Genomic DNA, 14,734 nt, shown 5'->3' with positions numbered 1-14,734 from the left:
CCCAATCGGTGATCCAAGGCACTTGACGGACCAAGTTGTTAGCGCTCACAATAGTTTCAGCCCGGAACGCAACGGGCCTTTATCTGGAGGATTCATGGACGTCACAGCAGACGGCAGCGAAAACTATGTCATCGGGGTGGACTATGGCACCCTGTCCGGCCGGGCCGTGGTTGTGCGGGTCCGGGACGGCAAGGAGCTCGGCAGCGGAGTGTTCGACTACCCGCACGCGGTAGTCACTGATGTGCTTCCGGCGGACGTGGCTGGCGCTGCCGATGGAGCAACCGCCCGGCTGCCCGGGGAATGGGCCCTGCAGGTGCCCAACGACTACCGGGACGTGCTGCGGCACGCTGTCCCCGCCGCAATCGCGGACGCCGGGATCGACCCGGCCGCCGTCGTCGGAATTGCCACGGACTTCACCGCCTGCACCATGGTTCCCGTCAAAGCCGACGGTACCCCGCTCAACGAACTGCCGGGATACGCCAACCGGCCGCATGCATACGTCAAGCTCTGGCGGCACCACGCGGCCCAGGGCCAGGCCGACCGGATCAACGCGCTGGCCGCCGATCCCGGCGAGTCCTGGCTGCCGCGGTACGGCGGGCTGATCTCGTCCGAGTGGGAGTTTGCCAAAGGGCTGCAGCAGCTGGAGGAGGATCCCGAGGCCTACGCCGAAATGGACCACTGGGTGGAGGCCGCGGACTGGATCGTCTGGCAGCTCTGCGGCAACTACGTCCGCAACGCCTGCACCGCCGGCTACAAGGGCATCTACCAGGACGGGCACTACCCGTCCGATGACTTCCTCGCCGCGCTGAATCCGCAGTTCAAGGACTTCGTCAGCAGCAAACTGGACCACACCATCGGCCGCCTGGGCGACGCTGCGGGTTACCTGACCGCGGAGGCCGCCGCCTGGACCGGGCTGCCGGAGGGCATCGCCGTCGCCGTGGGCAACGTGGACGCGCACGTCACCGCCCCGGCTGCGAAGGCCGTGGAGCCGGGCCAGCTCGTGGCCATCATGGGCACCTCCACCTGCCACGTCATGAACGGCGCCGAGCTTCACGAGGTGCCCGGCATGTGCGGCGTGGTGGACGGTGGCATCGTCGACGGGCTCTGGGGCTATGAGGCCGGACAGTCCGGCGTGGGCGACATCTTCGGCTGGTTCACCAAGTACGGCGTTCCGCCCGAATACCACCAGGCTGCGGCCGAGGCCGGGCAGGGCATCCACGAATACCTGACGGACCTGGCCTCCGGGCAGGCGATCGGCCAGCACGGCCTCATCGCCCTCGACTGGCACTCAGGTAACCGCTCCGTGCTGGTGGACCACGAGCTTTCCGGCGTGGTTGTCGGCCAGACCCTCGCCACCCGGCCCGAGGACATCTACCGGGCGCTGCTCGAGGCCACCGCCTTCGGCACCCGCACCATCGTGGACGCCTTCCGGGATTCCGGCGTTCCGGTGAAGGAATTCATAGTGGCCGGCGGCCTGCTGAAGAACAAGCTCCTCATGCAGATCTACTCCGACGTGACCGGCCTCCAGCTCTCCACCATCGGCTCCACGCAGGGCCCGGCCCTGGGCTCGGCCATCCACGCGGCCGTTGCGGCCGGGAAGTACGCCGATGTCAGGGCAGCGTCCGAGGCGATGGGCGCCGCACCGGGCGCCGTCTACACGCCCATCCCGGAGAACGTCGCGGCGTACGACGAACTGTTCCGCGAGTACCGGACCCTGCACGACTACTTCGGCAGGGGAACCAACGAGGTCATGCACCGGCTCAAGGCCATACAGCGCAACGCAGCCCAGTCTCTTAACTCCCAGTCCATGCACGCTGACTCCCTGACCGCTGAGGAGGTTTCGGCGTGAGCGCACTGCTGGAAACCATTGCCCGTATCCGCCGCGAGGTCTGCGAACTGCATGCCGAGCTCACCCGGTACGACCTGGTGGTCTGGACTGCCGGTAACGTGTCCGGCCGGATCCCCGGCTACGACCTCATGGTCATCAAGCCCTCCGGCGTCTCCTACGACGACCTGACCCCGGAACTTATGGTGGTCACCGACCTCTACGGCACCCCCGTCAGCAGCCTGAGCGCGGACGCCGACGGCGTTCCGGCCCAATGGGAGAATCCGGACCTCACGGCGTCGTCGGACACTGCCGCGCACGCGTACGTCTACCGGAATATGCCCGACGTCGGCGGCGTGGTCCACACCCACTCCACCTACGCCACAGCCTGGGCCGCGCGGGGCGAGGAGATCCCGTGCGTGCTGACCATGATGGGCGATGAGTTCGGCGGCCCCATCCCGGTGGGCCCGTTCGCGCTGATCGGCGACGATTCGATCGGCCGCGGCATCGTGGAAACGCTGCGCGGGTCCAACTCCCCGGCGGTGCTCATGCAGAACCACGGCCCCTTCACCATCGGCAAGGACGCCCGCTCCGCAGTCAAGGCCGCCGTCATGTGCGAGGAAGTGGCCCGCACGGTCCACGTATCCCGGCAGCTCGGCGAACCGCTGGCCATCGACCCGGCCCAGATCGAGTCGCTGTACGACCGGTACCAGAACGTTTACGGCCGCTAGTTCCGGTCCCCACATAGCGGCCCCGCACACCGCGGCCACGGACACCCAAAGACTTTCAAAGGAGACACCAATGCCCAGCGCCAACAACACATCCCTCGAGCACTACGAGGTCTGGTTCCTCACCGGCAGCCAGCACCTCTACGGCGAGGACGTCCTGAAGCAGGTGGCGGCCCAGTCGCAGGAGATCGCCGCCGCCCTGAACGAATCCTCGGAGGTCCCGGTCAAGCTCGTCTGGAAGCCCGTGCTGACGGACTCGGACGCGATCCGCCGGACCGCGCTGGAAGCCAACTCGGACGATTCCGTGATCGGCGTGACGGCGTGGATGCACACGTTCTCCCCGGCCAAGATGTGGATCCAGGGCCTCGACCTGCTCCGCAAGCCCCTGCTGCACCTGCACACCCAGGCCAACGTGGAACTGCCGTGGGCGGACATCGACTTCGATTTCATGAACCTGAACCAGGCCGCGCACGGCGACCGCGAGTTCGGCTACATCCAGTCCCGGCTGGGCGTACCGCGCAAGACCGTCGTGGGCCACGTGTCCAACCCGGAGGTGGCCCGCCAGGTAGGCGTCTGGCAGCGGGCCTCCGCCGGCTGGGCCGCCGTCCGGAACCTGAAGCTGACCCGCTTCGGGGACAACATGCGCAACGTTGCCGTCACCGAAGGCGACAAGACCGAGGCGGAGCTGCGCTTCGGCGTCTCGGTCAACACCTGGTCCGTCAACGAACTCGCCGACGCCGTGCATGGCGCCGCGGAGTCCGACGTTGACACCCTGGTGGCCGAGTACGAGCGCCTTTACGACGTGGCGCCGGAGCTCCGCTCCGATGGAGCCCGCCATGAATCCCTCCGCTACAGCGCCCGCATCGAGCTCGGGCTCCGCAGCTTCCTCGAAGCCAACGGCTCCGCCGCCTTCACCACGTCCTTTGAGGACCTCGGCGAACTGCGGCAGCTGCCGGGCATGGCCGTCCAGCGGCTCATGGCCGACGGCTACGGCTTCGGCGCCGAGGGCGACTGGAAGACCGCCATCCTGATCCGCGCGGCCAAGGTCATGGGCGCCGGACTGCCCGGCGGCGCCTCACTTATGGAGGACTACACCTACCACCTGGTGCCCGGCCAGGAGAAGATCCTCGGCGCACACATGCTCGAGGTGTGCCCCTCGCTGACCACCGCCAAGCCGCGCGTCGAGATCCACCCGCTGGGCATCGGCGGCAAGGAAGACCCGGTCCGCATGGTCTTCGACACCGACGCCGGCCCCGGCGTCGTCGTCGCCCTGTCCGACATGCGCGACCGGTTCCGCCTCGTGGCGAACGCCGTCGACGTCGTCGACCTCGACGAGCCGCTGCCCAACCTGCCGGTGGCACGGGCCCTGTGGGAACCGAAGCCTGACTTCGCCACCTCCGCCGCGGCGTGGCTGACGGCCGGGGCCGCGCACCACACCGTCCTGTCCACCCAGGTGGGCGTGGACGTGTTTGAGGACTTTGCTGAGATCGCGCAGACCGAACTGCTCACCATCGACGAAGGCACCACCCTCAAGCAGTTCAAGAAGGAACTCGCATGGAACGCCGCCTACTACCGGCTGGCCGGCAGGCTGTGACCCAAAATAGGGCTGTGACCGAATACAAAATCCAGGCGGGCGAGTACACCGCCACCATTACGGCACAGGCCGGTGCGCTGCGGGAGCTGCGCCACCGGGGCCGGGACCTAGTCGTTCCGTTCCCGGAGGGCGGACCCATTCCCGACTACCGCGGCATCGTTGCGGCGCCCTGGCCCAACCGTATCGCCGATGGCCGGTACACCTTCGACGGTACCGAGTACGAGGTGCCGGTCAACGAGACTGACCGCGGCTGCGCCCTGCACGGGCTGGCGTTTCCCCTGGACTGGGACCTGGAGTCACATGACGGGTCGTCGGTGACGCTGTCCTGCACGCCACAGCCGACGGCGGGATACCCGCACGAGGTGCGTGTCGTCGTCGAGTACCGGCTTGCGGAGGACGGCCTGCACAGCCGGGTCACGGCGTCGAACCTCGGCGGTACCGCGGCGCCCTACGGTGTCTGCCCGCACCCGTACCTGGTGGCTGGGCCGGCGCCGCTCGATGAGTGGACCCTCGAAATCCCCGCTAGGCAGTTCCTCGAGGTCACCCCGGACCGGCTGCTGCCGAAGGAAACGCGCTCCGTGGAGGGGCACGAGTTCGACTTCCGCACGCCGCGCGCCATCGGCGCCACGGAGATCGACCATGCGTTTACTGACATAGCGTTCGACGGCGGTACGGCCGACGGCGGTACGGCCGACGGCGGCGCGTCCGACGGCGGCGCGTTCGACGGCGGCGGGCTGGCCCGCGTGCTGGTCCGGGACCCGGGCGGGACCGGCGTCGGAATGGCCTGGGACCGCACCTGCCAGTGGTTCCAGATCCACACCGCGGACAAGCAACCCCCGGCCCCCAACCGGCTGGGCCTTGCCGTGGAACCCATGACCTGCCCTCCTGATGCCTTCAACAGCGGCGTGGACCTGATCCGGCTGGAGCCGGGCGCCACGCACGAGGCATCCTGGAGCATCTTCGCCACGTGAGCGCCCGGGCAACGCCACGTCCTCCCGTCATGGAGGACGTGGCGCGCCTCGCGGGCGTGTCCCACCAGACCGTCTCGCGGGTCCTCAACACCCATCCGAACGTCAGTGCCCAGACCCGCAGGCGCGTGGAACGCGCCATCGCCGAGCTGGGATACCGCCGCAACACCGCAGCGCGCAGCCTGGTCACCCGGCGTTCCCAGGCCATCGGCGTCCTGGGTGCCGGCACGGCCCACTACGGCCCGGCCAACACGCTGCTGGGCGTCCAGCAGGCAGCGCGGAATGAGGGCTATGCCGTCAGTATGGCCAGCCTCAGCGAGGTGACCACCGCCGGCATCCACGATGCCCTCGAACACTTCCTGCTGCAGTCCGTGGACGGGATCGTGGTGATCGTTCCGCACGAGACGATGCTGAAATCGCTGCACACCATTGCACTGTCCGTCCCGCTGGTTGCCGTGGGGTTCGGCGCGGATGAGCACCTGACGGTCGCGGCCGTGAACCAGCGCGTCGGCGCGGGCCTTGCCGTGCAGCACCTGGTGAACCTCGGCCACACCGCGATCGCCCACGTTTCGGGGCCGCAGGACTGGATTGACGCCGCGGCCCGGACCGAAGGCTGGCGGCGCACGCTGGACCAGGCCGGCTTGCCGGAGGGCGTGCTGATCCAGGGGGACTGGAGCGCCGAAAGCGGCTACCGCGCCGGCCTGGAACTGGCAGCGGCAGGCAACGTCACCGCCCTGTTCGCGGCCAATGACCAGATGGCCCTGGGGGCACTGCGCGCGTTCAGCGAGGCTGGCCTGCGCTTGCCGGAGGACATCAGCGTGGTGGGTTTCGACGACCAGCCGGAGGCCGCCTATTTCGTCCCGCCGCTGACCACAGTGAACCAGGGCTTCAAGGAACTCGGCGCGCGCTGCATCCGGATGCTGCTGTCCGACATGGCCCACGGCCCCTCGGCAGCGGCTTCCGTCCTCAACCCGAAGCTCGTGGTGCGGGGCTCCACGGCGCCGCCGGCACACTAACGCTGCAGCGGCTGCGCGGGTGGCCCCGGCAGGGCCTCCCTTTGGCCCGGTCCGGCCCCTAGTGTGGATGCCATGGGTTTGAAAATCATCGTCGTCGGCGGAAGCGGCCACATCGGCACCTTCCTCGTCCCGAGGCTGGTCCGCGGCGGCCACGAGGTCATCAACATCAGCCGCGGGACCTCCAAGACCTACGCAGACGCACCGGAATGGCAGCAGGTCCGCCAGGTCGTTGCCGATCGGCAACAGGAAGACCGGGACGGCACTTTCGGTGACCGGGTTGCGGGACTGCAGCCCGACGTCGTGGTTGACCTGGTGTGCTTCACGCTCGAGTCCGCGACCTCGCTGGTCGGCCGCCTCCGCGGCGAGATCGGGCATTTGCTGCACTGCGGCTCCATCTGGCGTTACGGCAAGAGCCTCAAGCTCCCGATCGCCGAGGGTTCCGATTCGGCCGCCGCACCGTTCGACGAGTACGGCATCCAGAAGGACCGGATCGCGCGGATGCTGAAGGAAGAGACGGCCGACGGCGGACTGGTCACCACGTCCCTGCACCCCGGCCACATCGTCGGTCCCGGCTGGCACCCCACGGGTCCGCTCGGGAACCTCGACCCGGCCGTCTGGTACACGCTTTCAGCCGGTGAGCGGCTGCAGGTTCCGGGAAGCGGTGCCGAACTGATGCACCACGTGCACGCCGCCGACGTCGCCCAGGCGTTCGAGAAGGCCATCGGGCACCGGGACGCGGCCGCCGGCGAGGATTTCAACATCGTCGCGCCCACCGCGCTCAGTGTCCGCGGTTATGCCGAGATCGCCGCCGCCTGGTTCGGGCAGCCGGCAAGGCTGGAAACAGTCACCTGGGACGAGTTCCGCCGGTCCACCACTGCAGAGTATGCCGAGTCGAGCTGGGGCCACCTGCACCGCAGCCATTGCTTCACCATCGAAAAGGCCAAGTCTGTCCTCGGCTACGCGCCGCGGTACGAGCCCGAACAGGCCGTGCTCGAATCCGTGAACTGGCTCATCGAACATGACCAGCTCCGCGTCGCCCGTCCGCTGGGCGCCCTGGCTGGCTGAACCGCCGTCGGCCGTCACTGCTTCTAAACGCCGAGTCCCTCCCGCGGTAAAAACCGGGGGAGGGACTCGGCTGGTTTGCTAACGCGTCAGTGGATGACTTCGCGCGTCATGCCGAACGGGACCTGCTCGGAAAGCGCGGCCGTGTAGTTTCCGGGCCGGTGGCGCGTGACCAGGATGCCGTGGGTGCCCGTGAGCATCGCCAGGTCCTGGAGCTCCTTCACGGCTGCTTCGAGGTGCTCGTCCAGGGCGTGCCGGCTGGTCGTCAGGCGTTCTCTGATTCGCGGCTGCCGGCTGCCACCGGCGTGGCCGGTTCGGCCGGTGCCGCGGTTGCTGCCGGTGCCTTGGTTTCGGTGGCGGGCGGGGTGGTCCTGAGCTTGAAGCGCTTGGCGATGGAGGATCCGCCGCCGGCGCGGTTCTTGTTGAAGATGTCGAAGCCGACGGCGAGCAGGAGCACCAGGCCCTTGATGAGCTGCTGGTAGTCGGTGCCGAGGCCGAGGATGGACATGCCGTTGTTGAGCACGCCCATGATGAGGCCGCCGATCATGGCCCCGGCCACGGTCCCGATGCCGCCCTGGACCGCCGCGCCGCCGATGAAGGCGGCCGCGATGGAGTCCAGTTCGAAGCCGGTGCCGCCGGCGGGCTGCGCGGAGTTCAGGCGGGCCGTGAAGATCAGGCCGGCCAGGGCGGCGAGGACGCCCATGTTCACGAAGAGCCGGAAGGTCACAGCCTTGGTCTTGATGCCGGAGAGCTCGGCGGCGTGCAGGTTGCCGCCGATGGCGTAGGTGTGCCGGCCGAAGATGCTGTTGTTCATCAGTGCCGAGTAGGCGATGACCAGGGCCGCGAGGACGAGCAGCACGATGGGGGTGCCGCGGTAGCTGGCCAGGAGGAACGTGATGATGAGCATCAGCACGGCGATGAACGCGGTCTTGGTGGCGAACCAGGCCATGGGTTCGTTTTCGAGGTTGAACTTGCGGCGGACGCGGCGTTCCTTGATGGACTGGAACAGCAGGGCCGCGGTGCCGCCGACGCCGAGGATCACAGTGAGCCATTCGAGCACCGACGTGCCGCCGGAGATGTCCGGGAGGAAGCCGCCGCCGAGGGCGCGGAGTTCGTCCGGGAAGGGGGTGATCTGCTGGTTCTTCAGGGTGATCAGGGTCAGGCCGCGGAAGATGAGCATCCCGGCGAGGGTGACGATGAACGCGGGGATGCCCACGTAGGCGATCCAGTATCCCTGCCAGGCACCGACGAGGGCGCCGACCAGGAGGCAGGCCGGGATCGCAGCCCACCAGGCCCAGCCCCAGTGGACGATCATGACGCCCGCGACGGCGCCGATGAACCCGGCGATGGAACCGACGGAGAGGTCGATGTGCCCGGCGATGATGACCATGACCATGCCGATGGCCAGGATGAGGATGTAGCTGTTCTGGACGACGAGGTTGCTGACGTTCTGCGGCTGGAGCAGGATCCCGTCGGTGAGGACCTGGAACAGCAGGACGATCAGGATCAGGGCGACGAAGATGCCGACCTGGCGGAGGCGGCTTGCCAGGAAGCCGAGGGATTCTCGTAGGGCGGACATGTCCGTTATTCCTTCTCTTTTGTCATGTAGTGCATAAGGGTTTCCTGGGAGGCCTCGGCGATGGGGACTTCACCCGTGACGTGGCCGGCGGACAGGGTGTAGATCCGGTCGCAGATGCCCAGGAGCTCGGGGAGCTCGGAGGAGATCACAATGACGGCTTTGCCCTGGGCGGCGAGCTCGGCGATGATCGTGTAGATCTCGAACTTGGCGCCGACGTCGATGCCCCGGGTGGGCTCGTCCAGGATCAGCACGTCAGGGTCGGAGAACATCCATTTGCTCAGGACCACTTTTTGCTGGTTGCCGCCGGAGAGCTTGCCGGTGATGGCCGCCACGGACGGGGCTTTGATGTTCATGCTCTTCCGGTAGCTGTTGGCCACCGTGGTTTCCTGGTTGCCGTCCACCCAGCCGCGTTTGGAGAGCTTCGGCAGGGCCGCCATGGAGATGTTGCGCTTGATGTCCTCGATGAGGTTCAGGCCGTAGTGCTTGCGGTCCTCGGTGGCGTAGGCGATGCCGTGGCGGATGGCCTCCGGGACTGTGGAGGTGTTGATTTCCTCGCCGTGCTTGAACACCTTTCCGGAGACGGCGCGGCCGTACGTCCGGCCAAAGACGCTCATGGCCAGTTCGGTGCGGCCGGCGCCCATGAGGCCGGCGAGTCCCACCACTTCGCCCTTGCGGACGTTGAGGCTGGCGTTGTGGACCACGGTGCGCGTGTGGTCCTGGGGGTGCTGGACCGTCCAGTCTTCGATGCGCAGGACTTCCTCGCCGATCTGCGGTTCACGTTCGGGGTAGAGGCTGTCCAGGTCGCGGCCCACCATGCCGCGGATGATGCGTTCCTGGGTGATCTGGCCCTGGTCCACGCGGAGGGTCTCGATGGACTTGCCGTCCCGGATGATGGTGACGGCGTCCGCGACCTTGCGGATTTCGTTGAGTTTGTGGCTGATGATGATGCTGGTGACGCCCTGGCCCTTCAGGTGCAGGATCAGGTCCAGCAGATGGTCGGAGTCCTCGTCGTTCAGGGCTGCGGTGGGCTCGTCCAGGATCAGCAGCTTCACTTCCTTGGACAGTGCCTTGGCGATTTCGACGAGCTGCTGCTTGCCCACGCTGATGTGCTGGATGGGGGTGACCGGGTTTTCGCTAAGCCCAACCCGGGCCAACAGCTTTGCCGCTTCCAGGTTGGTCCTGCGCCAGTCCACCCAGCCGCGGGAGGCCAGCTCGTTGCCCAGGAAGATGTTCTCCGCGATGGACAGGTACGGGCTCAGTGCCAGCTCCTGGTGGATGATCACGATGCCGCGCTTCTCGCTGTCGCTGATGGACGCGAAGTCGCACGGTTCGTTCTCGAAGAGGATGTCCCCTTCGAAGGTGTTGTGGGCGTAGACGCCGGAGAGCACCTTCATCAGGGTGGACTTGCCTGCCCCGTTTTCGCCGCAGATCGCGTGGACCTCGCCGCGGTTCACATCCAGGGTGACATCCTGGAGGGCCTTGACGCCGGGGAAGGTCTTGGTGATCCCGCGCATCTGAAGAATGGGTACGTTCATTGGTTATTTCCCGCTGATCTGTTCGATGAGCTGATCTGTTTCGGTGGGTCGATCTTTTGGGGTGCGGGGGCGCCTGCGGCTGCAGGCGCCCCCGCCGTGTTTGGTGCCGTGCTGCTACTTGATGTCGGCGTCCGTGTAGTAACCGGAGTCGATCAGTTCCTGCTTGTAGTTGTCCTTCGTAACGATCACGGACTTCAGCAGGAAGGCCGGGACAACCTTGACCTTGTTGTTGTAGGTCTTGGTGTCGTTCGTCTCCGGCTGCTGGCCCTTGAGGACAGCGTCCACCATCTTCACGGCCTGCTCGCCGAGCTTGCGGGTGTCCTTGAAGATCGTGGAGTACTGCTCGCCGGCGACGATGGACTTCACCGAGCCCTTTTCCGCGTCCTGGCCGGTCACTACCGGGAGTGCGCCCTTGGAGTAGCCACCGGTGCTGGTCAGCGCCGAGATGATGCCGATGGAAAGGCCATCGTAAGGCGACAGCACGCCGTCGAGCTTCTTGCCCGAGCCGTAAGCGGCGGTGAGGATGTCTTCCATCCTCTTCTGGGCGGTTGCCGCCTGCCAGCGCAGGATGGCTGCCTGCTCAAACTTGGTCTGGCCGCTGGGGACCTTCAGGGTGCCGGCATCCAGGTACGGCTTCAGCGTGTCCATGGCGCCGGACCAGAAGAAGTTGGCGTTGTTGTCGTCCGGGCTGCCGGCGAAGAGCTCCACGTTGAACGGGCCCTTGCCCTCGACCTTCTTGCCGGAGGCATCCACCAGGCCCAGTCCGGTCAGCAGGGACGTTGCCTGCTGGACGCCCACCTCGTAGTTGTCGAAGGTGGTGTAGAAGTCAACGTTCGGGGTGCCGTTGATGAGCCGGTCGTAGGCGATGACCTTGACGTTCTGTTCCTTGGCCTTCGCCAGGACGTCCGTCAGCGTGGTGCCGTCGATGGCCGCGACGATCAGGGACTTCGCGCCCTTGGTCAGCATGTTCTCGATCTGGGAAACCTGGGTGGGGATGTCGTCATTGGCGTACTGAAGGTCCGTCTTGTACCCGAGCTTGGTCAGGGAGTCCGAGACATTCTTGCCGTCAGCGATCCAGCGTTCCGACGTCTGGGTCGGCATGGAAATTCCCACCAGGGCTCCGGCAGCGTCGGCGCTGCTGGTACCGGTGGTGGCGCCGGGGCGGCTGCCGCAGCCGGTGGCCCCCGCCGTAACGGCCAGAACGACGGCGACGGCGCCCAGCAGTTTCTTGATTCTCACGTTATTCTCCTTCCGCGGCTGGTTGGGCCGCGAATCGGTGCTTGAGCGGAAAGCGTATGTACTTTCCGCCGGCGCCGGCCACTTGTGTCCGGCGTACCGAGGCCGTTCCGCAGGACCGGCGCCGGAGGGCTGTCATGCCGGAGCGGGAACCCCGGCTGCCCCAACATTTCTGTTAGCGCTAACAATCTTGGACCATATTATCCGCGGTAGGGCTGTGAAGCAAGACACAAATTGGTGACGACGGCGGCCTCCGGCCCGGCGCGCTCTTCCTCGCCCCTTGTGGGTGAAAAGAGAATAGGTAGACTGGTCTACCTACAAAACTGATTGTTGGTGGTATACCGTGGCTTCGTTTGAAGGCCAACCCGCAACGAAGCGGCCAGCCCGCGCATCCCTCCTTGAGGCCGCGGCGCGCCTCTTCTATGCGGACGGCGTTGCGGCCACCGGCATCGACTCCATCACTGCGGCGGCCGGTGTGGCCAAGAAAAGCCTCTACAACAACTTCGCTTCCAAGGCGGACCTGGTGGCGGCCTACCTCGCCGACCGCCATGAGGAATGGCTCGGCCTGTACCGGGCCCGCGTTGCCGTGGCGGCCACTTCGCGGGAACGTGTCCTGGCAGTGTTCGATGCCTACATGGACCACGCGAACTTATCCTACGAACACGGCTTCAGGGGCTGCGGCCTGCTGAATGCCGCCGCGGAACTGCCTGCGGGCGCTCCCGGAAGACTGGCCGTGCGGCAGCACAAGGAAGAGGTCGAGGGCCTCCTGCTTGAGCATGTCGGGGAGCTGCTGCCAGGACGCAATGAGGCAGCGGCCAGGGTGGCCCGGCATCTGGCCTTCCTGCTCGAGGGTTCCATGGCCAGGGCAGGTCTTGAAGGCGAAGACGGTTGCCTGCAGGAGGCCCGGACGATCGCTGCTCAGATGTTGGAGGAGCTGTGAAGGCGGTGCTTGGCCGTATGAACGGGCCCCTCCTGGGCGCCATCTTTGTTGTGGGCGCGTCGGCGCTTTGGGGGACGACGGGAACGGCTGCCACGTTCGCGCCGTCCGTGAGTCCACTTGCCATCGGTGCCGTGGCAATGGGTGTGGGCGGGCTGCTCCAGGCGCTGTGCGCGGTGCAGCCGATAGCGAGCCACTGGATCAGCCTCCGCGGCCGGTGGCTGCTCGTCGCAATGGGGGCGGCCGCCGTCGCGGTTTACCCTCTTGCCTTTTACAGTTCCATGCGCCTTGCGGGCGTGGCGCTCGGAACGGTGGTCTCGATCGGCTCGGCTCCTCTGGCGTCGGCGGTCATCGAGCGGTTGGCGGAAAAGAAGGTGCTGACCCGCCGCTGGATGCTCGGGGCGCTGATCGGGGTGGCGGGCGCCGGACTCCTGAGTTTTGCCGGTAATTGTGCGGAACGCCCTGGCGCCTTTGCGGAATCCTGGGCCGTGCCGGCGGGGGTCGTTTTGGGGCTGGTTGCGGGCGTGACCTATGCGCTGTACTCGTGGGCAGCTCACCGCCTGATCTGCGGGGGAGTGTCGTCCCGTGCAGCCATGGGTGCAGTGTTCGGGCTGGGCGGACTGCTGCTGATGCCCGTGCTCGCCATGACCGGCCGGCCGCTCCTTGAGTCGTGGACCAATTTTACTGTCGGTGCGTATATGGCGCTTGTCCCGATGTTCGCAGGCTATGTCTTGTTCGGTTGGGGGTTGGCCCGAGTCCGTGCCAGCACGGCAACGGCTCTTTCCCTCATGGAGACCGTCGTCGCCGCCGTGCTGGCAGTTGTGGTCGTGGGGGAGCGGTTGCCGGCGCTGGGATGGCTCGGCGTAGTTCTGGTGCTGGGGAGTTTGTTCGTCCTGACGCCCCGCGAGCCCGCCCGAGCATAGTTGGGGCAGAGGACTACTGCCTTCGCGGGGCACAAAAGGGCGCCGCGGCAAAGCGCCAATAAGAAAACCCATAAAGGTGGATCATTTGCTCGGCCCGGGGCCTGCGCTTAGCCTTCGGCGGTCGGCCGCTCTGACAGTGTCACTTTGGTGTCTCCGACGTCGGCGCCCCTGCGGTACTGGACGCTCACGGCCTGCCCAGGGGCCTTGCTTCGGAGCGCTGCCAACAGGTCCTCGGGTGCGTTGAGTTTTTGACCTTCGAGGGACAGCAGCACGTCCCCAGGTCTGAGCCCTGAACGGTCAGCGGGACCGTTCCTTACCACTGAAAGGACCAGGACGCCCTCGGTGTCGGGCAGATGAAGCTGCTCGGCAATTTGCGAAGTGATATCGGTGGGGGACAGGCCGATGAAGGAATGGTCGGCCTTTCCGTCTTTCAGTAACTGTTCTGCCACTTGAACAGCTGTCGCTGCCGGAATGGCGAAGCCCAGGGCCACAGCGCCGGACTGGGGTGGAATGTAGGCTTCGCTGATGCCGACGATCTCACCGCGGGAGTTCACAACCGCGCCCCCGGAATTGCCTGGGCTGATGGCAGCGTCGGTCTGAATCAGGTCCACGAGTGATTGGCTACTCGCCGCTGAACCCGGAATCTGGCGGTGCAGCCCGGAAATGATCCCGGACGTGGCAGTGTTTTCAAAGCCCAGCGGGGACCCAATGACGATCGCCAGTTCCCCGATGCGGGGCAGGTCTTTCTGGAACTTGGCGGCCGGGAGGTCTTTGCGTTGCGCTTCCACGAGCGCCAGGTCTGAAATTGCGTCTGTGGCCCGCACTTTTGCCCGGCACCCGTCGCCCGTCAGCGAAAGCTACCTCCACATTGGTGTTGCCCCGCACGACGTGCTCATTGGTCAGGATCAGCCCGTCCGCGGCGTACACCACGCCGCTTCCGAGTCCGTCCTGCGTGAAGACGGTGACCACTGATGGTTGGACGTTCTGGATGACTGCGGGTATATCGGCTGCGGACCCGGGCGGCCGGGTGCCCTGGGTGGTCTGCGTTGGGGTGTTCTGGCTGCCCTGTACGGTGGGGGAGTCGGCGCCGGGAGATGTGGCCGGGGTTTGCTGGTTCCCCGTGCACCCGGTCATTGCAAAGATGAGGACGGCCGTCAACGCCGTGGCCCGGAGGTGGCCGCGGCATGGTCGTGAAGCTGGCCTGAATCCCATGTGCTTTCCTAACGCAGCAGGTCCTCATAAGTATCTCCGGTAGGGGGAGCGCAGACCAGAAGCCCCGGCCGCGGTGCCCCGCTTATGTTCGCAGGGGCTTGGAATGCGCAATCCATCCT

The 14,734-nt window shown here is 66.5% G+C and carries 14 protein-coding genes; 8 read left to right on the top strand and 6 right to left on the bottom strand.

Features of this window, described 5'->3' with window-relative positions:
• Nucleotides 1-94: 94 nt before the first annotated feature.
• From araB to G9E11_RS11890, 6 genes are all read left to right on the top strand, one after another.
• Nucleotides 95-1,849: a ribulokinase gene (gene araB / locus G9E11_RS11915; RefSeq protein WP_190605816.1), complete on the top strand. Its 1,755-nt coding sequence runs from the start codon at nucleotides 95-97 to the stop codon at nucleotides 1,847-1,849.
• Nucleotides 1,846-2,556: an L-ribulose-5-phosphate 4-epimerase gene (locus G9E11_RS11910; RefSeq protein ID WP_190605814.1), complete on the top strand. Its 711-nt coding sequence runs from the start codon at nucleotides 1,846-1,848 to the stop codon at nucleotides 2,554-2,556. Before araB ends, G9E11_RS11910 begins: the two co-directional genes overlap by 4 nt.
• 70 nt (nucleotides 2,557-2,626) lie before the next feature.
• Nucleotides 2,627-4,147, top strand: a complete 1,521-nt coding sequence (gene araA / locus G9E11_RS11905; protein ID WP_190605812.1) for an L-arabinose isomerase — start codon at nucleotides 2,627-2,629, stop codon at nucleotides 4,145-4,147.
• Entirely contained in the window at nucleotides 4,108-5,118 is a 1,011-nt protein-coding gene (locus tag G9E11_RS11900; protein WP_190605810.1) for an aldose 1-epimerase family protein, read from the top strand. Before araA ends, G9E11_RS11900 begins: the two co-directional genes overlap by 40 nt.
• Nucleotides 5,115-6,131, top strand: coding sequence for a LacI family DNA-binding transcriptional regulator (locus G9E11_RS11895; RefSeq protein WP_414635191.1), 1,017 nt, complete (start codon nucleotides 5,115-5,117; stop codon nucleotides 6,129-6,131). Before G9E11_RS11900 ends, G9E11_RS11895 begins: the two co-directional genes overlap by 4 nt.
• Nucleotides 6,132-6,209: 78 nt before the next feature.
• On the top strand, nucleotides 6,210-7,196 hold the full coding sequence (locus G9E11_RS11890; protein WP_190606039.1) for an NAD-dependent epimerase/dehydratase family protein: 987 nt from the start codon (nucleotides 6,210-6,212) through the stop codon (nucleotides 7,194-7,196).
• 86 nt (nucleotides 7,197-7,282) lie between these two features.
• On the opposite strand, the gene G9E11_RS11885 is transcribed toward G9E11_RS11890, so the two are convergent.
• From G9E11_RS11885 to chvE, 4 genes are all read right to left on the bottom strand, one after another.
• On the bottom strand, nucleotides 7,283-7,417 hold the full coding sequence (locus G9E11_RS11885; protein WP_311764355.1) for a hypothetical protein: 135 nt from the start codon (nucleotides 7,415-7,417) through the stop codon (nucleotides 7,283-7,285).
• Nucleotides 7,418-7,458: 41 nt separating this feature from the next.
• A complete protein-coding gene (gene mmsB / locus G9E11_RS11880; RefSeq protein WP_190605808.1) occupies nucleotides 7,459-8,772 on the bottom strand; it encodes a multiple monosaccharide ABC transporter permease in 1,314 nt (437 codons plus the stop codon).
• A 5-nt stretch (nucleotides 8,773-8,777) separates the two neighbouring features.
• Nucleotides 8,778-10,307 carry a multiple monosaccharide ABC transporter ATP-binding protein gene (gene mmsA, locus G9E11_RS11875; RefSeq protein ID WP_190605807.1) on the bottom strand — a complete coding sequence of 510 codons (1,530 nt, stop codon included), beginning with the start codon at nucleotides 10,305-10,307 and terminating at the stop codon, nucleotides 8,778-8,780.
• Between the two features lie 114 nt (nucleotides 10,308-10,421).
• Entirely contained in the window at nucleotides 10,422-11,546 is a 1,125-nt protein-coding gene (gene chvE / locus G9E11_RS11870; protein ID WP_190605805.1) for a multiple monosaccharide ABC transporter substrate-binding protein, read from the bottom strand.
• Nucleotides 11,547-11,886: 340 nt separating this feature from the next.
• Between chvE and G9E11_RS11865 the strand changes: the two genes are divergently transcribed.
• Nucleotides 11,887-12,483 carry a TetR/AcrR family transcriptional regulator gene (locus G9E11_RS11865; protein WP_190605803.1) on the top strand — a complete coding sequence of 199 codons (597 nt, stop codon included), beginning with the start codon at nucleotides 11,887-11,889 and terminating at the stop codon, nucleotides 12,481-12,483.
• Nucleotides 12,484-12,500: 17 nt separating this feature from the next.
• On the top strand, nucleotides 12,501-13,403 hold the full coding sequence (locus G9E11_RS11860; RefSeq protein ID WP_190605801.1) for a DMT family transporter: 903 nt from the start codon (nucleotides 12,501-12,503) through the stop codon (nucleotides 13,401-13,403).
• 107 nt (nucleotides 13,404-13,510) lie between these two features.
• On the opposite strand, the gene G9E11_RS21345 is transcribed toward G9E11_RS11860, so the two are convergent.
• A complete protein-coding gene (locus tag G9E11_RS21345; protein WP_311764354.1) occupies nucleotides 13,511-14,191 on the bottom strand; it encodes a S1C family serine protease in 681 nt (226 codons plus the stop codon).
• Nucleotides 14,091-14,537 (bottom strand): trypsin-like peptidase domain-containing protein, encoded by a 447-nt coding sequence (locus G9E11_RS21110; RefSeq protein ID WP_250647371.1) that lies wholly within the window; start codon nucleotides 14,535-14,537, stop codon nucleotides 14,091-14,093. The genes G9E11_RS21345 and G9E11_RS21110 overlap by 101 nt, the downstream gene beginning before the upstream one ends.
• Nucleotides 14,538-14,734 lie beyond the last annotated feature (197 nt).

The organism is Arthrobacter ipis, from assembly GCF_014694315.1.
Taxonomy (GTDB): domain Bacteria; phylum Actinomycetota; class Actinomycetes; order Actinomycetales; family Micrococcaceae; genus Arthrobacter; species Arthrobacter ipis.
The sequence above is the reverse complement of the archived record's forward strand: the minus strand, read 5'-3'. Positions and strand labels throughout refer to the sequence as shown.

What these genes read in the sequence shown, in the direction of transcription:
- mmsB (WP_190605808.1), bottom strand. Translation starts at nt 8,772, where the DNA reads ATGTCCGCCCTACGAGAATCCCTCGGCTTCCTGGCAAGCCGCCTCCGC.
- araA (WP_190605812.1), top strand. Translation starts at nt 2,627, where the DNA reads ATGCCCAGCGCCAACAACACATCCCTCGAGCACTACGAGGTCTGGTTC.
- G9E11_RS11860 (WP_190605801.1), top strand. Translation starts at nt 12,501, where the DNA reads ATGAACGGGCCCCTCCTGGGCGCCATCTTTGTTGTGGGCGCGTCGGCG.
- mmsA (WP_190605807.1), bottom strand. Translation starts at nt 10,307, where the DNA reads ATGAACGTACCCATTCTTCAGATGCGCGGGATCACCAAGACCTTCCCC.
- G9E11_RS11900 (WP_190605810.1), top strand. Translation starts at nt 4,108, where the DNA reads ATGGAACGCCGCCTACTACCGGCTGGCCGGCAGGCTGTGACCCAAAAT.
- araB (WP_190605816.1), top strand. Translation starts at nt 95, where the DNA reads ATGGACGTCACAGCAGACGGCAGCGAAAACTATGTCATCGGGGTGGAC.
- G9E11_RS21110 (WP_250647371.1), bottom strand. Translation starts at nt 14,537, where the DNA reads ATGACCGGGTGCACGGGGAACCAGCAAACCCCGGCCACATCTCCCGGC.